At 63.7% G+C, this 22,697-nt stretch carries 18 protein-coding genes; 13 read left to right on the top strand and 5 right to left on the bottom strand.

Annotated features, from left to right (window positions below; translation table 11 throughout):
• Window positions 1-11: 11 nt before the first annotated feature.
• The 4 genes from D618_RS0111050 (at window position 12) to D618_RS0111035 (ending at window position 5,494) form a co-directional block, all read left to right on the top strand.
• Window positions 12-2,048, top strand: a complete 2,037-nt coding sequence (locus D618_RS0111050) for an adenylate/guanylate cyclase domain-containing protein (protein ID WP_152414633.1) — start codon at window positions 12-14, stop codon at window positions 2,046-2,048.
• 31 nt (window positions 2,049-2,079) lie between these two features.
• Window positions 2,080-2,826 carry a hypothetical protein gene (locus D618_RS18245; protein ID WP_193746707.1) on the top strand — a complete coding sequence of 249 codons (747 nt, stop codon included), beginning with the start codon at window positions 2,080-2,082 and terminating at the stop codon, window positions 2,824-2,826.
• Window positions 2,827-2,941: 115 nt separating this feature from the next.
• A complete protein-coding gene (gene cysS, locus D618_RS0111040; RefSeq protein ID WP_026091563.1) occupies window positions 2,942-4,390 on the top strand; it encodes a cysteine--tRNA ligase in 1,449 nt (482 codons plus the stop codon).
• Between the two features lie 159 nt (window positions 4,391-4,549).
• Entirely contained in the window at window positions 4,550-5,494 is a 945-nt protein-coding gene (locus tag D618_RS0111035) for a D-2-hydroxyacid dehydrogenase (protein ID WP_017671577.1), read from the top strand.
• A 12-nt stretch (window positions 5,495-5,506) separates the two neighbouring features.
• Here D618_RS0111035 and D618_RS0111030 read toward each other — a convergent pair whose 3' ends face one another.
• Complete coding sequence (locus D618_RS0111030; RefSeq protein WP_017671576.1) at window positions 5,507-6,277, bottom strand: N-acetylmuramidase family protein; 771 nt, start codon at window positions 6,275-6,277, stop codon at window positions 5,507-5,509.
• 369 nt (window positions 6,278-6,646) lie between these two features.
• Between D618_RS0111030 and D618_RS0111025 the strand changes: the two genes are divergently transcribed.
• Together D618_RS0111025 and D618_RS0111020 are read left to right on the top strand one after the other, a co-directional pair.
• A complete protein-coding gene (locus D618_RS0111025) occupies window positions 6,647-8,293 on the top strand; it encodes an acetolactate synthase large subunit (protein ID WP_017671575.1) in 1,647 nt (548 codons plus the stop codon).
• A gap of 112 nt (window positions 8,294-8,405) precedes the next feature.
• The gene (locus D618_RS0111020; RefSeq protein ID WP_017671574.1) at window positions 8,406-9,839 is read left to right on the top strand and encodes an aldehyde dehydrogenase family protein; all 1,434 of its coding nucleotides are present in this window, start codon (window positions 8,406-8,408) and stop codon (window positions 9,837-9,839) included.
• Between the two features lie 4 nt (window positions 9,840-9,843).
• On the opposite strand, the gene D618_RS0111015 is transcribed toward D618_RS0111020, so the two are convergent.
• Window positions 9,844-10,323 carry a GreA/GreB family elongation factor gene (locus tag D618_RS0111015; protein ID WP_017671573.1) on the bottom strand — a complete coding sequence of 160 codons (480 nt, stop codon included), beginning with the start codon at window positions 10,321-10,323 and terminating at the stop codon, window positions 9,844-9,846.
• Between the two features lie 36 nt (window positions 10,324-10,359).
• Window positions 10,360-12,420, bottom strand: coding sequence for a lytic transglycosylase domain-containing protein (locus D618_RS0111010; protein ID WP_238550648.1), 2,061 nt, complete (start codon window positions 12,418-12,420; stop codon window positions 10,360-10,362).
• Between the two features lie 96 nt (window positions 12,421-12,516).
• Between D618_RS0111010 and dapA the strand changes: the two genes are divergently transcribed.
• The 7 genes from dapA to alaS all read left to right on the top strand — a co-directional run bounded on the left by dapA (window position 12,517) and on the right by alaS (window position 21,640).
• The gene (gene dapA, locus D618_RS0111005; protein WP_026091561.1) at window positions 12,517-13,392 is read left to right on the top strand and encodes a 4-hydroxy-tetrahydrodipicolinate synthase; all 876 of its coding nucleotides are present in this window, start codon (window positions 12,517-12,519) and stop codon (window positions 13,390-13,392) included.
• Window positions 13,392-13,874, top strand: a complete 483-nt coding sequence (gene smpB, locus D618_RS0111000) for an SsrA-binding protein SmpB (RefSeq protein WP_017671570.1) — start codon at window positions 13,392-13,394, stop codon at window positions 13,872-13,874. Before dapA ends, smpB begins: the two co-directional genes overlap by 1 nt.
• Window positions 13,875-14,113: 239 nt before the next feature.
• Window positions 14,114-14,668 carry a DUF2062 domain-containing protein gene (locus D618_RS0110995; protein WP_026091560.1) on the top strand — a complete coding sequence of 185 codons (555 nt, stop codon included), beginning with the start codon at window positions 14,114-14,116 and terminating at the stop codon, window positions 14,666-14,668.
• A 160-nt stretch (window positions 14,669-14,828) separates the two neighbouring features.
• A complete protein-coding gene (locus D618_RS0110990; protein WP_017671568.1) occupies window positions 14,829-17,246 on the top strand; it encodes a PAS domain-containing sensor histidine kinase in 2,418 nt (805 codons plus the stop codon).
• A gap of 15 nt (window positions 17,247-17,261) precedes the next feature.
• Complete coding sequence (locus tag D618_RS0110985) at window positions 17,262-17,606, top strand: response regulator (protein WP_017671567.1); 345 nt, start codon at window positions 17,262-17,264, stop codon at window positions 17,604-17,606.
• 122 nt (window positions 17,607-17,728) lie between these two features.
• Entirely contained in the window at window positions 17,729-18,814 is a 1,086-nt protein-coding gene (recA, locus tag D618_RS0110980) for a recombinase RecA (RefSeq protein ID WP_017671566.1), read from the top strand.
• 162 nt (window positions 18,815-18,976) lie between these two features.
• Window positions 18,977-21,640 (top strand): alanine--tRNA ligase, encoded by a 2,664-nt coding sequence (gene alaS, locus D618_RS0110975; RefSeq protein WP_017671565.1) that lies wholly within the window; start codon window positions 18,977-18,979, stop codon window positions 21,638-21,640.
• Window positions 21,641-21,886: 246 nt separating this feature from the next.
• Here the strand turns inward: alaS and rpmE are convergent, their stop codons facing one another.
• Both rpmE and fabZ read right to left on the bottom strand, forming a co-directional pair.
• On the bottom strand, window positions 21,887-22,117 hold the full coding sequence (rpmE, locus tag D618_RS0110970; protein ID WP_017671564.1) for a 50S ribosomal protein L31: 231 nt from the start codon (window positions 22,115-22,117) through the stop codon (window positions 21,887-21,889).
• A gap of 113 nt (window positions 22,118-22,230) precedes the next feature.
• On the bottom strand, window positions 22,231-22,689 hold the full coding sequence (gene fabZ / locus D618_RS0110965; protein WP_017671563.1) for a 3-hydroxyacyl-ACP dehydratase FabZ: 459 nt from the start codon (window positions 22,687-22,689) through the stop codon (window positions 22,231-22,233).
• Window positions 22,690-22,697 lie beyond the last annotated feature (8 nt).

Raw genomic sequence — 22,697 nt, 5'->3', positions numbered from 1 at the left:
CAGCTGACATCATGGCAAGCAGGGCAAATCCCGCTTCGACAAGCACCAGCCGTGAGGACGTCAGTCGCTCGGCCACGCGCCTGATCCGTCAGCTGGGGCTGGTACGGCTGCTAGCGACGCTCGGCTTTCTGGTCTTCGCCATCGCCGTAGCGCGCTACAGCCCGCAGATGCCGCTGCTGGGCGATGCGGAAAACGCGATGTACGACATGCGCGCCACCAATTTCGCCAAGAAGGTCGATCAGGATCCGCGCATCCTGATGGTCGTCTACACCGACGACACATTGATCGACACCGGACAGCGATCGCCGGTGGACCGCACCATCCTGGCCAATGCGCTGACCAATATCGACAAGATGGGCGCCAAATCGATCGGCATCGATATCCTGTTCGATCAGCCGCAGGACGATGACGAGGCGCTGAAGACCGCCTTCCGCTCGATGCAGACACCGACGCATGTCGCCTATGCATCGAACGAGACCAATACCGAGGCGATCCAGTTTCGCCAGCAGGAGTTTCTGGAGGGGTTCCTCAAGGGCATCACCACCGACAAGACCGTACCCACCAGCATCCGCCTGGTCACCGACTCCGATGGAGTCGCGCGGCGCTGGCCCGACCAGCCAAAGAACCTGCCGCCGATCATGGTGCGCGCGATGACGGCCGCCAACGCGGCCTTTGCCGATTATCGCGGCGCCATCCGCTTCCGCTTGCCGCTGTCGTCCGACCGGCCGGTGATCAACAAGCTGCCGATCGACCTTTTTGCTGACCCGGCCAGCGCGGAATTCGTCGCCAGCGAGGTCAAGGGCCGCCACGTGCTGATCGGCGGCGACTTCGTCGATTTCGACAAGTTCGACACCCCGCTGACCCGCATCGGCGATGTCGTCACCGGCGAATCGCAGATGATCGGGCTGGAAGTGCACGCGCACATGATGTCGCAGCTGCTCGACAATGATCAGCCGTTTTCCTTCCCCAACTGGTCGTTGTGGGTGATGGCGGTGGTGGTGATCATCGCCGGCTGCCTCACCGCGATCAGCCAGGCGCGCGCGTGGATCATGGGGCTGCTGCTGGGCACGCAGATCCTGTTCTTCATGACCGCCCCGTTCATCCTGCAATATCAGGGGTTCGACACGCTCAACCTGCCGAGCTTCGGCTGGGCGACTGGCTGGCTGCTCGCCTATACCTCTGTCGGCGCGGCGGCGCGCGTGGTGGGCTCCAAGCAGCGCGCGTTTGCGCAAAGCGCGCTGGGCAAATATCTGCCCCGATCGGTCGCTGCCGAAATCCTGAAGGACCCCGAGAAGCTCGCGCTGCATGGCGAGAAGCGCGAGATCTTCTGCGTGTTCACCGATCTGGAGGGCTTCACCAAGCTGACCCACGCGATCGAGCCGGAGATGGTCGCATTCCTGCTCAACAACTATCTCGACAAGCTCGCTGACGTGGTGCTGCAATATGGCGGCACGCTCGACAAGTTCGTGGGTGATGCCGTGGTCGCCTTCTGGGGCGCGCCGATCGGCTTTCCCGATGACGGCGAGCGCGCGGTGCGTGCGGCCTGGGCGATGTACGAGGCAGGTGAGCAATTCCGCCGCAGCGCGCCCGAAGGCGTGCCGCCGATCGGCCGCACCCGTGTCGGCGTGCATTTTGGCGAGGCGATCGTCGGCAATTTCGGCGGCGAGGGGCGCATCCAGTATACCGCGTTCGGCGACAGCATGAACACCGCCGCGCGGCTGGAGGCGGCAAACAAGAATCTCGACACGCGCGTATTGGTCAGCCGCGAAGCAGCGGAACGCTCGGGGCTCGACTGGTATCGTCCGATGGGACGGATCGTGCTAAGAGGGCGCGCCAAGCCGGTGGATATCTTCGAGCCCGCGCCTGACCGGCCGGAGAGCGAACGTGCGAGTGTTGCGACGCTGGTGGAGGCGCACCAAGCAGGCGATCATGAGGCTGTGGTTCACCTCACATCGCAGCTCGAAGAATTGGGGCAGGACGAGGCCATCGCGAATCTGTTCAAGCGACTTGGTCAGACACAAAAAGGAGAAAGCTATGTTCTCGGTTGAAAGGAAGTCCGTACTTCACCGGGCGCTTGCGTTGGGTGCTGTTTTAACTCTGGGGATCACTGTGGGCGGCGCTGCCATGGCCCAGTCGATGGTCGTGCGCTCGGCTGGCCCGTCTGCCGCCCAATATCCGGCTGGCAAGAAGCTGCCCGCCAACACCAAGGTCGTGCTGAAGGCCAGCGACAAGGTGACCGTGCTCGACAAGGCTGGCACGCGCGTGCTGTCCGGCCCCGGCACGTTCACGCTCGATGGCACGGTCAAGCGCGACCAGACGCAGACCACGCAGATTGCCAGCCTGCTGTCCACCGGCGGTCCTGCCACGCGCAGCCGCACCGGGGCCGTGCGCGGTGCCCCTGCCAAGGTCGCCAGCGCCAGCCCGCGCAGCCCCAGCCTGTGGTTCATCGACACCAGCTATGCCGGCAAGTTCTGCGTCGCAGAGCCTGCGCGCCTGATGTTCTGGCGCGCCAAGGTGGACAAGGATGCAGAACTGAAGCTGACCAGCATGTCCGGCCCCAGTGCCACGATCGCCTGGAAGGCCGGGTCGGGCAACCGCCTGTGGCCGATGGCAGAGCTGCCCGTTGCGAGCGGTTCGACCTATACCGTCACCGGCGCCGATGGCGTGGCGCGCAAGCTTGATCTTGTCGTGCTGCCCAGCGTGCCGACGGAGGTCGACGAACTGGCCGGAACGCTGATCGAGAATGGCTGCGAGAACCAGCTGGGCCTACTGGTCGAAACGATGGCCGCGGTCGAACAGAATGGCAGCCCCAGCGGCGACCGCTGATCGAACCTGAGTTAGCACAGCCCCGCCCGCACCGCTGCGACCGGTGCGGGCGGGGTTTTGTGTGCCCCATCGCGCTTGACGGCGCGCGCGCTTTGCAGGCAATGGCAGGACCATGATGACGCCTGCCAATACCGCTCCGCTGATGCTGTTCAACAGCCTCACCCGTTCGCTTGAGCCGTTCGAACCGGTCCATCCCGGCGAGGCGCGGGTCTATAGCTGCGGCCCGACGGTGTATAACTACGCGCATCTGGGCAACATGCGCGCCTATGTGTTTGCCGATACGCTGGGCCGGGTGCTGAGCTTCAAGGGCTATGCGCTCAAGCATATCATCAACATCACCGATGTCGGCCATCTGACCGACGATGGCGATGATGGCGAGGACAAGCTGGAAAAGGCCGCCGCTGCGCAGGCGCAGTCGATCTGGGACATCGCGCGGCATTACACGCAGGCCTTCTGGGACGACATCAAGGCGCTGAACATCCGCCAGCCCGCCGAATGGTCAATCGCCACCGATTACGTGCCGAAGATGATCGAGTTCGCCAAGTCGATCGCGGACAAGCATTGCTATGAGCTGCCCAGCGGCCTCTATTTCGATGTCTCGACCGTCGAGGATTATGGCGCGCTCGCACGCGCGGCGACCGAGGCGGGCGAGGGCCGGATCGAGGCGGTCGAGGGCAAGCGCAACGCGCAGGACTTCGCCATCTGGCGCAAGACGCCTCCAGGCGAGACCCGCCAGATGGAGTGGGACTCACTTTGGGGGCCCGGCGCGCCAGGCTGGCATCTTGAATGCTCGGTGATGAGCGAGGCGCTGCTCGGGTTCCCGTTCGATATCCACACCGGCGGCATCGACCATCGCGAAATCCACCATCCCAACGAAATCGCGCAGAACCAGGCCTTTGCCTGCTCGCACGGCAGCGGCGCGCGCTTCTGGATGCACAACAATTTCCTGATCGACCGCAGCGGAAAGATGTCGAAATCGAGCGGCGAGTTCCTGCGCCTGCCGCTGCTGGTATCCAAGGGTATCCATCCGCTGGCATACCGCCTGATGTGCCTGCAGGCGCATTACCGCAGCGAGATGGAGTTCAGCTGGGATAACCTGCTCGCTGCGCTGACGCGGCTGAAGCGGCTGGTGATGGCGGTGGCGACGCTGCGTTCTGGGGCAGAGCCTGCCGCTCGGGTGGAGCATCCGCGGCTGGTGCAGCTCCTGGCCGACTTTGCCGGTTCGGTTTCGGATGACCTGAACACCGCAAAGGCGCTCACCGTGCTCGACGAGGTGCTGGCGCAGAAGAAGATCGACGCGGGGCAGCGCCTGGCGGCAATTGCCGCGATGGATGCGGTGCTGGGGCTTGATTTGCCGAGCCTCGACCGCGCCGACCTGCGGCTTCGTCCGGCTGCGGTATCGATCGACGAGGGCGATATCGAGGACAAGCTGACGCAGCGCAAGCAGGCGCGCGCCAACAAGGACTTCGCGGCATCCGATGCTATCCGTGATGAACTGACGGCATTGGGGGTCGAGGTCATGGATGGCGACCCGCTCGGTTGGGAGTGGCGGATCGAGGTGTAGGAGGTTCCAGTAACTTCCAGTTCCGAGTTCCCGAGCGAAGTCGAGGGACGCATGCGCAACCGGTAGCGCGCACGTCCCTCGACTTCGCTCGGGACAGACGGATAAGGGGTCTGTTGCTGAACACGCTACCAAAGCGTGACGGCTTTTAGGAGAGAGAGCATGACCAAGGCCGTGATTTCCGCGCTGGTGCGCCCGTTGCTGGAGAACTCTATCCCGCAGGGCATCGATGTCGCCTGGATCGGTTCGACCGAAGAGGCGCTGCGCGAGGTCGTCGATGCGGACATCGCCTGGGTCGACATGCACGACAAGCAGGCGATGCACGATGTCATTGCGGCGGGCGAGACGCTGAAATGGGTGTCGACGCTCTATGCCGGGCTCGATCATTTCCCCGTCGAGCAGCTGATCGCGCGCGGTACGCGCGTCACCAATGGCGTCGGCGTCAACACGATGGCCGTTGCCGAATATGCGGTGCTGGGCATGCTCAGCATGGCCAAGGGCTATGCCGATGTCGTGCGTGCTGCGGACAAGCGCGATTGGCTCTGGGCGTCGCCGGGCACGGTCGAGCTGTTCGAAACGCGTGCGCTGATCATCGGCTATGGCGCGATCGGCTCTGCGATCGGCGAGCGGCTCAAGGGTTTTGGTGTCGAGGTGACCGGCGTCGCGCGCACCGCACGGCCCGAAGACGGCATATTGGGCGCGGATGAGTGGCGCGCGCAGATCGGTGGCTATGACTGGGTCGTCATTGCCACGCCCTCCACCCGGGAAACCGATGCACTGATCGGTGCCGATGAACTTGCAGCGATGAAGCCCGAGGCGATCCTGGTGAATATCGCGCGCGGCGAATGCATCGACCAGGACGCGATGATCGCCGCGCTCAAGGCCAAGAGCATCGCCGGCGCGTTCCTTGATGTGACCACGCCCGAGCCGCTGCCAGCCGATCACGAGCTTTGGAGCCTGCCCAATGTGCAGATTTCGATGCACCTCTCAGGCCGCGCGCAGACGCGCATGTTCCAGCGGTCGGCGGCGCTGTTCGCCGAAAACCTCGCGCGCTACGGGCGCGGCGAGGCCTTGGTGAACGAGGTCGATCTGGCGCTGGGCTATTGAGCCGAAATGGGTTCATGCATGGCGCGCGTGCGCGTCAGCGATCTTCACATGGTAATTGTTCGCCGCATAGCCTGAGCCATTATAGCCCCGCGCAAAGGCGATGCAGTCATCCGGATCGTTGCTGATCGCTCGCAGCGCGCTGACCAGCCGTTTGGCGGTGATGAAGCTGGCGAACGCCCTGAGGTGCGCAGCTTCGGACAGTTTCATCGCGTCCCAGAACGCCTCGACCGTATGGAACCCGGCTGCCTTGTGGTTGAAGCCCATGATCTGCGCGCCGCCCACCGATGCCGACAACAGCGCCGCATGGCGATCGAGCGCCATCGCCTTCCACAGCCGGACATATTCGGCCTCGCCGCCGACATAGAGCTTGCGGTCCCAGCGGGCACTGGAAAGGTTCGGGTGGCTCGGGCGGTATTTGCCCTCGGTATAGCGATCGAAAATATGTGCTTCGAACAGGATCTTGGGCAGATGCGGGCCGTCAAGAAATCCGCCAGGCCCGTCGAGCGCCAGAATGTCGGCGCGGACATCCTTGAACCAGCCGCCGCCGCTTTCGACTTCCCAAACCGCGCGGATCTGCGCGGCGGTGCAGCCGAGACTCGCTGCCACCGCAGAAAAATCCGATGGTGACAGCCCGATCTTCACCTCGGCTGGCCCGGCAGTGCCGCTTCGCGCAATACCCAGGCTGTCGAGCAGAGTATCGATCGCGCCAACATCGGCCCTGGTGAAGGACTGTCCGCCGCGCAGCATCCTGATGGCAGAGAAAACGGGGGCACGGTCCATCATGATCAACCTCCAGCATTCAAACGATACAGGCGCGATCGATGCGGCATCTTATCGCTCCCTTGCTCGTCGCCAAATTATCGTTGGTTAATCGCGCAGGATACAGGCCCAAATCCTACATTCCCAGTCGGGTGTCAGCCCCGGTTCAACGCCAGGCGCGGCACGGGCAAGTGCGTCGCCATCAGCGCTTTTGGCGGGTGACTCGGCGCTGGATTGTGTTTATGCCTTGCGTCACAGCCAGCACAGGCGGCGGAAGCCATGCTGGCCAAGCGCATTTCCGCCCGGGCATACCAAGCATCAAGCACAGCCCGGCCTTCCTTTCGGTCGCACGATAGCAACGTCTTGCCATTTTCGGTTCCGGGGGAGTTTTTCATGACCAAAGCATCCGATCTGTTTATCCAGTGCCTTGAGGAAGAGGGCGTCGAGTACATCTTCGGCGTTCCGGGCGAAGAGAATCTCGACATGCTCGATTCGCTCAGCCGGTCGACCCAGATCAAGCTGATCCTAACCCGGCACGAACAGGGCGCGGGCTTCATGGCGGCAACTTATGGGCGCCACACCGGCAAGACCGGCGTGTGCATGGCGACCTTGGGCCCGGGCGCGACGAACTTCGTCACCGCTGCCGCTTACGCCCAGCTGGGCGGCATGCCGATCCTGATGGTGACGGGGCAAAAGCCGATCAAGAAATCGAAGCAGGGCCGCTTCCAGATCCTCGATGTCGTCGGCATGATGAAGCCGATCACCAAGTTCACCCACCAGCTGGCGAGCGCCGACAACATCCCCAGCCGCGTGCGCGAAGCATTCCGCCTGGCCGAGGAGGAAAAGCCCGGCGCGACGCATATCGAGTTCCCCGAGGACATTGCCGAGGAAAAGACCGATTCGGTTCCGTTGAAGCCCAGCCAGACGCGGCGGCCCAATGCGGACAAGAAATCGGTCCGCGCTGCCGTCACCGCGCTGGAAAAGGCCAAGTCGCCGATCCTGGTGATCGGGGCAGGGGCCAACCGCACGATGACCAGCCGCATGCTGCTGCAGTTCATCGAGAAGACCGGCATCCCGTTCCTCACCACGCAGCTCGGCAAGGGCGTGATCGACGAGCGTCACCCCAAGTTCGTGGGCTGCGCGGCGCTGTCGGCTGGCGATTTCGTCCACCGCGCGGTGGAAGCGGCCGACCTGATCGTCAACATTGGCCATGACGTCATCGAAAAGCCGCCGTTCTTCATGCATCCGGGCGGCACGCCCGTGATCCATATCTCGTCGAAGACCGCCGAGGTCGACCCGGTCTATTTCCCCGAGATCGAGGTGATCGGCGATATCGCCAATGCGGTCTGGCAGATGAAGGAAGATATCGTCCCCAATGGCGGGTGGAAGTTCGACCACATGCTGGCCTTCCGCAAGGCCGAGGTCGAGCACACATCTTCGCTCGCCAGCGATGCCCGCTTCCCGATCTTCCCGCCCTATTTGGTGCAGCAGATCCGCGACGCGATGCCCGATGATGGCATCATCTGCCTCGACAATGGCGTTTACAAGATCTGGTTCGCGCGCGGCTATTGCGCCTATCGCCCCAACACCGTGCTGCTCGACAATGCGCTCGCCACCATGGGTGCGGGCCTGCCGTCGGCGATGATGTCGTCGATGGTCTATCCCGACCGCAAGGTGCTGGCGATCTGCGGCGATGGCGGGTTCATGATGAACAGCCAGGAGATGGAAACCGCCGTTCGCCTCAAGCTCAACATGACCGTGCTGATCCTCAACGACAACAGCTATGGCATGATCCGCTGGAAGCAGGCGAACATGGGCTTCGAGGACTTCGGGCTGACCTATGGCAACCCCGATTTCGTGAAGTACGCCGAGGCTTATGGCGCCAACGGCTATCGCGTCGAGAGCGCCGAGCACCTGAAGGAACTGCTCGCGCACACGCGCGACACGCCAGGGGTGCATCTCATCGATTGTCCGGTTGATTATTCGGAGAACGATCAGATCTTGAACATCGACATCAAGAAGATGGCGAAAGAGCTTTAATGACTGAACCCCTACCCTTTAGGGGAGGGGTTGGAGTGGGGAATGAAGCTCCGCTCCTTGTTCCGGCCCCACCCCTTGCCCCTCCCCTAAAGGGGAGGGGATGGAGTTGTTTATGACCAGCCTCAAATCCGTCTATCCGCTTTACCTGAACAACGAGGCGCAGCAGCCGAACACCGATCTGGAGGTGACCGACAAGTTCACCGGCGAGGTCGCGTTTCGCGTCGCGCAGGCCGATGCCGCGACGATCGATGCTGCGATTGCAGGCGCGGTCGAGGCGGCAGAGCCGATGGCGCGGATGCCGAGCTACGAGCGGCAGGAAGTGCTGAACCACTGCGTCACCCGCTTCAAGGAGCGGTCCGAAGAACTGGCCTATGCCCTGTGCATCGAGGCGGGCAAGCCGATCAAGGACAGCGAAGGCGAGGTCAGCCGACTGATCGACACCTTTCGCATCGCCGCTGAGGAATCGGTGCGGATGACGGGCGAGGTCCAGACGATGGACATCAGCCCGCGCGCCAAGGGCTATCGCGGCATGTGGAAGCGCGTGCCGATCGGCCCGTGCTCGTTCATTTCGCCGTTCAACTTCCCGCTGAACCTGGCCGCGCACAAGATCGCGCCCGCGATTGCCGTCGGCTGCCCGTTCGTGATGAAGCCGGCCAGCCGTACGCCGCTGGGTGCGATCATCATGGGCGAGGTGCTCGCCGAGACGAACCTGCCCAAGGGCGCGTTCTCGATCCTGCCCGCCAGCCGTGATGGCGCGGACCTGTTTACCACTGATGACCGGCTCAAGCTGCTGTCGTTCACCGGCTCGCCCGATGTGGGCTGGGACCTGAAGGCGCGCTGCGGCAAGAAGAAGGTCGTGCTCGAGCTGGGCGGCAATGCTGCGGTGATCATCGATGCAGACGCCAACCTGCAGGACGCGATGGAACGCGTGATCTTCGGTGCGTTCTACCAGTCGGGCCAGAGCTGCATCGGGGTGCAGCGCATCCTGATCCATGCCGATGTCTACGACACCTTCCGCGACATGCTCGTCGCCAAGGCCAGGACGCTGGTTTCGGGCGACCCCAAGGACCGCGACACCTTCATCGGTCCGATGATCCATGAGAAAGAGGCGAGCCGCCTGGATGGCTGGGTGCAGGAAGCCGTGTCGCTGGGCGGCACATTGCTGTGCGGCGGCAAGCGCGATGGCGCGATGCTCGAGGCGACCTTGCTGGAGAACGTGCCGCACGAGGCCAAGATCGTCACCGAAGAGGCCTTCGGCCCGGTCGCGGTGCTGTCCAAGTTCACCGATTTCGGCGACGCGATGGCCGAGGTCAACAACAGCAAGTTCGGCCTGCAGGCGGGCGTGTTCACCCGCGACCTGTTCAAGATGTTCGATTGCTGGGATTATCTCGATGTCGGTGGTGTCGTCATCAACGACGTCCCCAGCTTTCGTATCGACAACATGCCTTATGGCGGGGTGAAGGATTCGGGCCTTGGCCGCGAAGGCATCCGCTTTGCGATGGAAGACATGACCGAGATCCGCAATCTGCTGATCCGGGGCCAGTAGCCGCTCAACCGGGATAGGTGATCGCCGTCACTTCCCATTCCTTGGTTCCGCCCGGCAATGTCACCGTGCGCAGGTCGCTGATGCTGGCACCGCGCAGCGCGCGGGCGAGGGGGGAGTTCCAGCCGATCCGGCCCGCGCCTGCATCCTGCTCGTCATCGCCGACGAGGATGAGGGTGCGGCGGTTGTCGTCTTCATCGGCGATCTCGACCTCGGCCCCGAACCAGACCTTGCTCCGGTCGGTCTGTGCGGCAGGATCGATCACCCGCGCCGCCTTCATCTTGCGCGCCAGCCGGTTCAGTTCGCGGTCGATCTCGCGCATCCGCTTGCGGCCGTACAGGTAATCGCCGTTCTCGCTGCGGTCGCCATTGCCCGCCGCCCAGCTGACGATCTCGACGATCGCGGGGCGTTCTGTGCCGAGCAGATGGTCGTAGCGCGCCTTGAGTGCGGCATAGCCTTGCGGGGTGATGTGGTTCGGACGGTCCATGCGCACAGCCCATAGCGTCAATTTTCGTGGTTTACATCAGCCCGGCGTGTTCTTGCCCAGATAGCGGCTCAGCTTGTTGGCACCGCGCATGTTGGCGCGCTCCGGGTGCATCACGTCATAGACCACGGCGTTTTCGAGCACGCGCTGGACATAGTTCTTGGTCTCGAAGATCGGAATCTTCTCGACCCATTCGACGATGTCGATGCCGCCCATGCGCGGGTCGCCATTGGCGCGCAGCCATTTGTTCACGTTGCCGGGACCGGCGTTGTATGCTGCTACCGCGAGCGGATAGCTGCCGCCGAAATAGTCCATCATGCGACTGAAATAGCCCGCACCCAGCTGGATGTTGTACTGCGTATCGTCGGTCAGGGCGCCGATCGAATAGCTCAGCCCCATCTTGCCCGCCTGTTCGCGCGCCGTGCCCGGCATCAGCTGCATCAGGCCGCGCGCACCCGCATGGCTGACGGCGTTCTGCGCATACTGGCTTTCCTGCCGGGTGATCGCGTGGATCATCGTCCAGTTGTTCTGGAAACCCGGTGGCACCGGCATCTGCGGGAAGGCGAGCGATTGCAGATCATCGACGCCATTGGTGCGCGCCGACTGGCCGACGATGACGGCAAGGTCACGCCGGCCGATCTGCCGTGCGAGTTCGGCGGCCATCACATGCTCTTGCGGCGTCCTGGCGGAGGCGGCCACCGCTCCGAAGAAGCGCCGCTGCGTCGGCCAGTCACCGCTGCGCGAAATCACCTGTGCTGCCTGTACCAGCGTGCTGGCGTTGAACCGCCCGCGATCGACGGCGCTGACCTGCACGCGCGGAGCCTCGGCAAAGGGTGGTATTTCGCGGCCCAGCCGTTCGGTCGCCAGCTGGCCGTAATAATGATCAGGATAGGCTGCCGCCATTTCGAAATAGCGATTTGCTTCGCCAGCATCGCCCGCGATCGCTGCCGCGCGGCCCGCCCAATAGAAGCCCTTCGACCGGGTCTGCGGGGTGCGCGCACCGCCGCCATAGCGCGCGAACATGCCGATGGCATCGCGCGGGCGGCCCAGGTTCTGAAGCGCTAGAGTGCCCGCCAGCCAGGCAAGGCTGGTGTAATCATCGCGCACGCCCAGACTTTCGTCCGAGATGTCGTGGCCGGCAGGGAAGGCGTCATCGATCTTGGAGGCGATGTCGAAAGCCAGCGCATATTGGCTGTCGTTGTTCGCGCCTCGTGCCTGCGCCAGTAGCAGTTCGTACCAGCTTTCGGCATTCACCGGGCGATATTGCAGCGGTGGGCGGCTGGCGAGCATCGCGCGCGCTGCACCCCAGTTGCCAGTATCGACCATCCGCTTGGCGCGCTGGGCGATATAGCCTGCGTCGAGCATGGCCTCTGCACCCAAAGACCCCGCGAGTGCGTCGGCATCGGGCAGGCCCTTGAGCATCGCCAGTCGTGCCGCGAACACCGCCCGGCGGCCAGGCGAGACGAAGCCGAACTGTTCTTCGGCATCGGGTGTTGCCTTGGCCCAGAGCAGTGCATCCATGCGCGCGTCGTGATCCGCGATGCCAAAGCTGGTGCCGAAGCGGCTGAACAGCTGCATCTTGTCCTCGGGCATCATCGTGCCCGCGCGCCATGCCCTGATCGCCTCGGCCTGCGCTGCTTCGCGCTGGCCCATCGCGTCGAGCGCGACGGCATGGCGCGCGCGGCCGACATTGGTCAGCGGCGGGAAGCGCGAGAAATACGAGACCACCTCCTGCGGCGACGACGGGCTGATGCCCAACGCCTGTTCGGCATTGCGGCGCAGCTTGTCTTCATCGGGCCAGCCGGGGTTCGAGATCAGGAAGCTGGCGAAGGTGGAGAACGTGTAATTGTTCGGTGTCGTCGTCAGCGAACGCCAGTTGGCGATCGTACCCGACAGATCGGCGGGCATTGATTGTAACAACTGCGCACGCGCCCTGTCCCAGTCGCTGCCATCGCCGCTGCGGCTGATCGGCGCGCTGGCATTGGTATAATCCGATGCCTGGTCGCTGGCCAGGCAGGCGGCAGGGACGCCGAGCAACGGCAGGGCGAGGAGAGCGGCAGTGCTGCGCGCGATAGCAATTCGAGAAACCATGCTGGACATGATGCGCTTTCGATCCTTATCAGGCGCTGAACACGCGAGCGTGTCTACAAACATTCGTTCTTGCCTGATTTGCGGGCGAGGTAAAGGAGCTACCCGATGTTTTCCGGCTCAATTCCGGCTCTTGCGACCCCATTCCGCGACGGAGCGTTTGACGAGTCCGCATTTCGTGCGTTGATCGACTGGCAGATCGAGAACGGCAGTTCCGGTCTGGTCCCATGCGGTACCACCGGAGAAGCAGCGACGATGTCGATCGAGGAGCATGATTATGTCGTGCGCGTCTGTGTCGAGCAGGCCGCCGGGCGCGTGCCGGTGATTGCCGGCTGCGGTTCCAACGATACGCAGGTCGCGATCGGCCATATGCACAATGCCAAGGCCGCCGGCGCCACCGCCGCCCTGGTCGTGCCGCCCTATTACAACCGACCCGGCCAGGACGGCGTGCGCGCGCATTTCAAGGCGCTCACCGAGGCGTGCGACTTGCCTATCCTGCTGTATAACGTGCCCGCACGCACCGTTACCGACATCAAGGTGGAGACGATGGCCAAGCTGTCGCGCTTCCCCACGATTATCGGCGTCAAGGACGCGACCGGCGACCTCGAGCGCGTGAGCGCGCAGCGCGCGCAGTGCGGCAAGAAATTCTGCCAGATGTCCGGCAACGATGAACTGGCTCTCGGCCACCGCGCGATGGGCGGCGTCGGCTGCATTTCGGTGACGGCGAATGTCGCTCCGGCTTTGTGCGCGCAGTTTCAGGCGGCTCTGGCCAAGGGTGACTACAAGGCAGCGCTGGCGCTCAATGACAGGCTTTATCCGCTGCATTCGGCGATGTTCTCCGATGCCTCGCCGGGCCCGGTGAAGTACGCGCTCAACCGCGTCCGCCCCGATTTCCTCCCCGATCTGCGGCTGCCGATGACCCCGCCCGACAAGAAGAGCCGCAAGGCGGTCGACGCTGCGCTTGTCCATGCAGGGCTTATTTGATGGCGCGGCCCAAGCCCGAGACGTTCGACAAGAAAAAGACCGTCGCCGAGAACCGGCGCGCGCGCTACGATTATGCCATCGATACGGTCTACGAAGCCGGCATCGCGCTTACGGGTACCGAGGTCAAATCGCTGCGTTTTGGCGAGGGCACGATTGCGGAAAGCTATGCCGAGATCAAGGACGAGCAGGTCTGGCTGATCAACTCTAACATCCCGGAATACAGCCACGGCAATCGCGAGAACCACGAGCCCCGGCGCCCGCGCAAGCTGCTGCTGCACGCGCGCGAGATCGCCAAGCTGCACGGTGCGGTCAACCGTCAGGGGATGACCCTGGTGCCGCTGTCCGTGTTCTTCAACGGCCGTGGCCGCGCCAAGGTCGAACTTGCGCTCGCCAAGGGCAAGAAGGCCCCCGACAAGCGCGCAGCGACCAAGGACCGCGAATGGAAGCGCGAACAGGGCCGGATCATGCGCGACAAGGGCTAGGCGGCGATTTCGGCGTCCGGGCTCCGATCGTCGAATAAACCCGTCGTTTCGTACCAGGGGCGTGCTCCAGATCACGCTGGTGCGTTAACATGAATGCTCTAACGCGCTGTCAGCCTGATTCGAATTCGAATCTGGGTCAACGTCGTTTTAATCCGCATGAGGCTATGGCGATTTGTGGCGGCGCTCCCACATGAGCCCTGCCGCGTCATGCGGGCAGCAAAGGGCATAAGGGTTTGGAATTGACGGAAGGCCGTTTCACCCGCTGGGTAGGGCGCAACATGCCGACGCGCGAGAGCATGGAGCAGAACCGCTTCATCAAGCCCTTCGCCGCGCGGGTGCTGCGCTCTGAACTGTGGCGTTTCACCCGGCGCTCGGTGCCGCGGGGTGTGGCGCTGGGTGTGCTGGTCGGCGTGATCATTCCATTGGGTCAGATCTTCGCCGCTGCCCTGCTGGCACTGCCGGTGCGCGCCAACGTTCCGGTGGCGGCGTTGACGACCTTCATCACCAATCCGTTCACCACCCCGCTGTTCTGGCTGGCGAGCTATCATGTCGGCAGTTTCATTCTGCGCATCGATGCCAATACCTTTGGCCAGCCGGTCGCCACCGCGCTCAACCAGCCGCAGGTCGAAACCTGGATGGGTTGGCTGACCGGCGCTGCATCGATCACCGCGTTCGGCCTGGTTGTGCTCGCCGTCGTGCTCGCGGCGGTCGGCTATGTCGCCAGTGCTGTCGGCTGGCGCGTGTGGATTGCAGGCAAGCGCCGTCGCAGGCTGGCGCGACTGCGGCACCCCTGACCGCAGAAGGGCTTCTATTTCGCGCAACTGCAATTTGTAACGCGGATAACTTTGCGCTAGCGTCGATCTATTGAAAAGGCTGGCTCGATTGCCACGCCAGGGGGATCCGACGACCTTGACCACCACCCGTGCCCGACCTGACCTTGATTGGCCGGAATGGTTGCCTGCACTGCCTGATAGCGATGTCCCCGATGCCCGCATCACGACGCTGATCATCGTGGTCGCGTTGGCGGTCAGTGGCGCGCTGGTGTGGCTGGCGCTGGGTGACTGGGTCCCGCTGGCGCTGTTCGCCGCCGGGCTCGTCGGCCTTGCTGCGCTGATCGTGCTGGTGCGCCAGCAGTTTCCGGCGCGCAATGGCGTGCAGCGGGTGCTTCCGGATTGGTCCGTTACGCATGCCGCCACCGACCATCCGCTGATTGCGATCGCCATCACCGACGAGGCCGGGCGGATGATCTGCGCCAACCAGCGGTTCATCGATCAATTCGGTGCAGATATGGTGCCGCCCAAGCTCGCGCTGGGGGGGCAGGGTGGCGACCTGCTGGCCGAGGCAGGTCGCGCTGCGTGGCGCGATGGACAGGGCAGTGCAACCGGCCTGATCGCATCGGGTACGCATATCGATGCCACGGTGCAGCGTGCAGGGCGGGGGCAGGACTATCTGCTGTGGCGGTTCGAGCCGGTACAAAGGTTCGATCTGGCTGCCGAGGCCGATACGATGCTGGCAGGGCGCCCCGGTCGTGCGTTGGGAGAGGGCGGCTTCATGGCCGCAGCGATCAGCCCCGAAGGCCGCGTCCGCGCCGCCAATGGCGCGTTCGCCGCCCGCGCTGCCGGCGCAGAGGCGGGCAATGTCGTCGGGCGTGACCTCGCGAGCTTCCTGCGCGCGGATGAACGCAACCGCATCTATTTCGAGCGCGAAGGCCGCAAGGGCGTGCCGCTGCGGCTGTTCCACCTGCCACTGGTCGACCCGCTGTATGTCACCGATCCGGCGGAGCGCGAAAAGGCGCCCGCTTTGGTCGTACTGATCGACGAGGACGCCAGCGGCGTCGATAAGGGCACGGCGCTTGGCTATGTCCAGACACTGCTGGGGCTGTTGCCGGTGGGCCTGGCGATGACCGACCGCGATGGCCGCTTCCTGTTTGCCAACGATGCCTTCCTGCGTGCGGCAGGGATCAGCGAGGCCGAGCTTCCGCCTTATCCCGGTGACCTGGTGGTCCGCGAGGACAAGGGCGCGCTCGCCGATGCGGTGCGCCGCCATGCCAGCGGGCAGGCGATGGCGGGCGATGTCGCGCTGCGCCTGCGGCATCAGCCGGACGAGCCGGTGACGCTGTCGCTCGCCAGCCTGCGCGGCGTGGGCGATGCCGCCGTGCTGCTGTCGATCAAGGACAACAGCGAGGAAAGCCGGCTCAAGCGGCAGGTGGCGCAGGCGAGCAAGATGCAGGCGATCGGCCAGCTCGCGGGCGGCGTCGCGCATGACTTCAACAATGTGTTGACCGCGATCATCGGCCATTGCGACCTGATGCTGATGCGGCACAGCCCGGGCGACAGCGATTATGATGACATCCAGCAGATCCGCAGCAACTCGAACCGCGCCGCCTCGCTGACCCGGCAGCTGCTGGCATTCTCGCGCCAGCAGACGCTGCGTCCGCAGGTGCTGCAGCTGCCCGATATCGTTTCGGACACGTCCGAGCTGCTCAAGCGGCTCATCGGCGAGAAGATCGTGCTCGAGGTGCAGCATGACCGCAATCTGGGACCGGTGCGCGCCGATCCGGGGCAGCTCGAACAGGTGATCATGAACCTTGCGGTGAATGCGCGCGATGCGATGCTCGCCAAGCGCCCGCCCGGTGGCACGCTCACCATCCGCACGCGCAAGGTCACCGCCGCCGACGTACGCGCGATGGCGAGCGATATCCTGCCGGTCGAGGATTACAGCGCGATCCTGGTCGAAGACAGCGGTGTCGGCATGCCACCCGATGTGCAGGCGCGGATCTTCGAGCCGTTCTACACCACCAAGGATGTCGGCAAGGGCACGGGCCTGGGCCTTTCCACCGTCTATGGCATCGTCAAGCAGTCGGGCGGCTATGTCTTCGTCGATTCTGAAGCCGGGCAGGGCACGACCTTCTCGATCTACTTCCCCGTCTATCGTGGCGGCGCGGTTGAACAGCGCAGCCGCAAGCCGGTCAAGGTCAGCGCCGGCCAATGGGGCAATGCCCGGCTGCTGCTGGTAGAGGACGAGGACATGGTCCGTGCCGTCGCCGAACGCGCGCTTACCCGGCAGGGCTTCACCGTTGTCACCGCCACCGATGGCGAGGACGGGCTGGAGCGGCTGGCCGATAGCGGGCCGTTCGATCTGGTGGTCAGCGATGTCGTGATGCCCAATCTCGATGGACCCGGCATGGCGATGGAAATGCGCAAGCGCATGCCAGGCCTGCCGATCCTGTTCATGTCCGGCTATGCCGAGGAAACGCTGCGGCAGAGCATTTCCATCGATCAGGTGCACTTCCTGCCCAAGCCGTTTTCGGTTGCGCAAATCGTCGATGCCGTCCACGGCGCGCTCGCCGCTGCCGCCACCCCTGCTGAGTGAAAGACCGAAACTGACGTGAGCGACCCCAAAAATTTCCTCATCGCCGAAGACGAAGCCATGATTGCGATGCTGATCGAGGATTTCCTCGACATGCTGGGGCACGGCATCACCGAGATGGTCAGCAATGTGACCGATGGCCTGGCCGCCGTTGCCAAGGGCGGTTTCGATGCGGCGATCCTCGATATCAATCTGGGGCGCGAAAAGTGCTGGCCGCTGGCCGATGCGCTGCGCGAGAGCGGTATCCCCTATATTTTTGCCACCGGCGGAGGGGACACCATCCCGCCGGAACATGCTGCCGCGCCGACGCTCAGCAAGCCCTATACGCTGACCTCGCTGGAAAACGCGCTCGCGCAGCTGTAATCGCGCATGTTCTCTTGCAAACACCACTGATGTTCCCTACTTGTTCCATTAGAACAAATCATATACATCACTGAGTCGTTGCACCGGATGGCCGTTGCAACTAGGCAAGAGAGGGCATGGCTATGGCCGGGCAGCTAAAACTCATCCAGACCGAAAAAGAGGCGAAATCCATGGACAGGCAAAAGGCGCTTGATGCAGCGCTGGCACAGATCGACCGGGCCTTTGGCAAGGGATCGGCCATGCGGCTGGGCTCCAAGGAAGCGATGCAGGTCGAGGCGATTTCCACCGGTTCGCTGGGCCTCGATATCGCCCTGGGCGTCGGCGGATTGCCACGCGGCCGCGTCATCGAAATCTACGGTCCGGAAAGCTCGGGCAAGACCACATTGGCACTGCACGTGATTGCCGAGGCGCAGCGCACCGGCGGCACGGCGGCCTTTGTCGATGCCGAACACGCGCTCGACCCGGTCTATGCCAAGAAGCTGGGCGTCAACATCGACGAACTCATCGTTTCGCAGCCCGATACCGGCGAGCAGGCGCTCGAGATCGTCGACACGCTGGTGCGTTCCAACGCCATCGATGTGCTGGTGGTCGATTCGGTCGCAGCCCTGGTGCCGCGCGCCGAAATCGAGGGCGAAATGGGCGACAGCCATGTCGGCCTGCAGGCGCGTCTGATGAGCCAGTCGCTGCGCAAGCTGACCGGATCGATCAGCCGCTCGCGCTGCATGGTGATCTTCATCAACCAGCTGCGCATGAAGATCGGCGTGATGTACGGCAACCCGGAAACCACCACCGGCGGCAACGCGCTCAAATTCTATGCTTCGGTGCGTCTCGACATCCGCCGCATCGGCCAGATCAAGGACCGCGAGGACATCGTCGGCAACACCACGCGGGTGAAGGTGGTCAAGAACAAGGTCGCGCCGCCGTTCAAGCAGGTGGAATTCGACATCATGTATGGCGAGGGCATCTCCAAGATCGGTGAAATCCTCGATCTGGGCGTGAAGGCCGGGATCGTCGAGAAATCGGGCAGCTGGTTCAGCCATGATTCGGTGCGCATCGGGCAGGGGCGTGAAAACTCCAAGACGTTCCTCAAGGAGCATCCCGAAATGACCGAGAAGATCGAGGGCCTGATCCGTGGTCACAAGGACAAGGTCGCCGAAGAAATGATGACGGGTCCCGATGCGGACGACGATGTCGGCGACGATATGTAAACGCACCGATGCCCGCGATAGTGCGTATTTTCGCGATCGGGCATTCGCCGTCAAACGGCAGGTTCCATGTAAAGGGGCAGCATCACCTGCAGGTGGCGCTGCCCCTTCATTTTTGCGCACATAATGCTTCAATCTCGCTGCAACTCGCCTTATGTCGCGTGCATGACATCGACAAATGACATCCGGCGTTCGTTCCTCGAATATTTCGGGGACAACGGCCATGACATCGTGCCTTCGGCTCCCCTGGTACCGCACAACGATCCGACGCTGATGTTCGTCAACGCCGGCATGGTGCCGTTCAAGAATGTGTTCACCGGGCTGGAATCGCGCGCCAATGCACGCGCCACCTCGTCGCAGAAATGCGTCCGCGCAGGCGGCAAGCACAACGATCTCGACAATGTCGGCTATACCGCGCGGCATCACACCTTTTTCGAGATGCTCGGCAATTTCTCGTTCGGCGACTATTTCAAGGAACAGGCGATCCACCACGCCTGGACTTTGGTCAACAAGACCTGGGGTCTGGCCGCCGACAGGCTGACGGTCACCGTCTATCACACCGATGACGAGGCGTTCGACCTGTGGCGCAAGATCGCCGGGATTCCCGAAGAGCGCATCATCCGTATCGCGACATCGGACAATTTCTGGTCGATGGGCGATACCGGCCCGTGCGGCCCGTGCAGCGAAATCTTCTACGACCATGGCGACCATATCTTCGGTGGCCCGCCGGGATCGCCCGACGAGGATGGTGACCGGTTCATCGAGATCTGGAACCTGGTGTTCATGCAGTACGAGCAGCAGGCCGACGGCAGCCGCATCGATCTGCCGCGCCCTTCGATCGACACCGGCATGGGCATCGAGCGCATCGCTGCGGTGATGCAGGGCGTGCACGACAATTACGATATCGATCTGTTCAAGGCACTGATTGCGGCATCGGGCCAGGCCACCGGAACGCACACCACGGGCACCAACCAGGCATCGCACCGCGTGATCGCCGATCACCTGCGCGCCACGTCGTTCCTGATCGCCGATGGCGTGCTGCCTGCCAATGAAGGCCGCGGCTATGTGTTGCGCCGGATCATGCGCCGCGCGATGCGTCATGCGCATATCCTGGGTGCGGCCGACCCGCTGATGCACCGTCTGGTGCCTACGCTGGTCGCCGAAATGGGTCAGGCCTTCCCGGAATTGGTCCGCGCACAGCCGTTGATCGAGGAAACGCTGGAGCGCGAGGAAACCCGTTTCCGCCAGACGCTCGACAAGGGCTTGAAGCTGCTCGACGAAGCCACCGAGGGTCTGTCGGACGGCGCGGTGCTCGCTGGCGAAACCGCGTTCAAGCTCTACGACACGTTCGGCTTCCCCTATGACCTGACCGAAGACGCGCTGCGCTCCAGAGGCCTGGGCGTCGACCGCGCCGGGTTCGATACTGCAATGGCCGCGCAAAAGGCCGCCGCGCGCGCTGCGTGGAAGGGCTCGGGCGAGGCGGCCTCCGCTGAGGTCTGGTACGACATTGCCGAACGCGCCGGGGGCACTGAGTTCACCGGCTATACCGCGACCGAAGGCGAGGCTGAGGTCGTCGCGCTGGTGCGCGATGGTACCGAGATTGCCAGTGCCGAAACAGGTGAGACCGTAACCATCCTGGTCAACCAGACACCGTTCTACGGTGAAAGCGGCGGGCAGATGGGTGACGCTGGCGTTATCAGCTCACTTGGTGGGTTGAGCGCCATCGTCAACGACACGTCGAAACCGCTGGGTCGCTTGCATGCGCATCAGGCGCGGATCGAGGCGGGCAGCATCAAGGTCGGCGATACCGTGCACCTGGCGGTCGATGTCGAGCGCCGCGATGCGCTGCGCGCCAACCACAGCGCCACGCACTTGCTGCACGCGGCCTTGCGCAACCATCTGGGTGGCCATGTCACGCAGAAGGGATCGATGGTCGCAGCCGAGCGGCTGCGCTTCGACTTCTCGCACACCAAGGCGTTGACCGATGCCGAAATCGCGGCAGTCGAGGCCGAGGTGAACGCGGAAATTCGCGCTAACGAGGCGGTGACCACGCGGCTGATGAGCCCCGACGATGCGGTCCAGGCGGGTGCGCTTGCACTGTTCGGCGAGAAGTACGGTGAAGAGGTGCGTGTGCTTTCAATGGGCCGCGCGACCGACAAGCATTATTCGGTCGAGCTGTGCGGCGGCACGCATGTGCGGGCGCTGGGCGATATCGGCATCTTCCGCATCGTTTCCGAGAGCGCGGTGTCCAGCGGCGTCCGTCGCATCGAGGCATTGACCGGCGAGGGCGCACGCCAGTGGCTCGTGTCGCGCGACGAACGGCTCAAGGCGATCGCGGCGTTGGTCAAGACCGCGCCCGATGAGGTCGAAGCCCGTATCGCCGCACTGGTCGACGAGCGCCGCACGCTCGAACGCGAGCTGGCCGAGGCGCGCAAGGCGCTGGCGCTGGGCGGCGGTTCGGGCAAGGCGGGACCTCAGGTCGAGGATCTGGGCGGTGTCAGCTTCATCGCGCAGGTGATCGACGGGCTGGACCCCAAGGAACTGCGTGGGCTTCTCGATCAGGCCAAGACCACGCTGGGCTCAGGCATTGCGGCGATGGTCGCGGTCAACGATGGCCGTGCCGCGTTTGCAGCGGCGGTGACCGACGATCTGACCGGACGCTTCAGTGCGGTCGATCTGGTCCGCGCCGGTGTCGAGGCGCTGGGCGGCAAGGGCGGCGGTGGCCGTCCGGACATGGCGCAGGGCGGAGGTCCCGACGGATCTAAGGCCGACGCCGCGCTCGACGCGGTCCGTGCAGTCATTGCGTCGGTCAGCGCACCTGCGGCCTGATTGCTTACTGATGGTCCCCTGCGAAGGCAGGGGCCCATCTCCAAACCTATGATCACTCGCACCGCTGGGCCGGTGTCTTCCCCGGACCGTGTGCACCTTCAAACAGGCGTGCCATAATTTGGAGAAAACAGGACATGGGCCCCTGCCTTCGCAGGGGGCCGACTTCGGCATCACATGCAACAAAAAAGGACTGCGAAACCAGATGGTTCGCAGCCCTTTTTTATAAGCCGTAAAAGGCCGAACCGATCAGCCCTTCTTGAGCGACAGTCCGCCGAAACGCTTGTTGAAGCGCGCCACCTGGCCGCCTGCGTCCAGCATGCGCTGGTTGCCGCCAGTCCATGCCGGGTGCGAGGTGGGATCGATATCCAGCTGCATCGTGTCGCCTTCCTTGCCCCAGGTCGAGCGGGTCTGGTAGACGGTGCCGTCGGTCATCTTCACATTGATCATGTGGTAGTCGGGATGGATATCGTTCTTCATGATTGCTGTCCTTGAAAGTGGCTGGTTCCGACCAGCCCGCAGGATGAATGGGAAGCGGCGCGCATAACGCCGCACAGGCTCAAAAGCAAGCGGTTTGCAAAAGCGCGTTGCCGTCAGGCAGGCGGGTCGGCGATCATCGCGGTAAAGCCGACTTCGCAGGCCAGTTTGCCGTTCATCTCGGCCCGCGCCTTGAACTTGCACACCTTGGCGCGCTTCTGTTCGAACTCGGCGTGCAGATCGAGCAAGACGCCCGGCTCGACCGGGGCGCGGAACTTTGCGCCATCGATCGCCATGAAATAGACGAGCTTGCCCGAGCCGGCGAGGCCCAGCGACTCGACCGCCAGAATGCCGGCCGCCTGCGCCAGCGCCTCGATGATGAGGACGCCGGGCATGATCGGGCGGGTCGGGAAATGACCCTGGAAGAACGGCTCGTTCATGCTGACGGCCTTGATCGCATGGATCGACTGGTCAATGTCCAGCCGGGCCACGCGATCAACGAGCAGCATGGGATAGCGGTGCGGAAGCGCCGCCATCACCTTGAGGATGTCATATCCCAGATCGCCTTCAGCCATGATATGCG

Source organism: Blastomonas sp. AAP53 (assembly GCF_000331245.1).
Lineage (GTDB): Bacteria > Pseudomonadota > Alphaproteobacteria > Sphingomonadales > Sphingomonadaceae > Blastomonas.
Note: the sequence above shows the minus strand (reverse complement) of the source record. Positions and strands in the feature narration are given on the sequence as shown.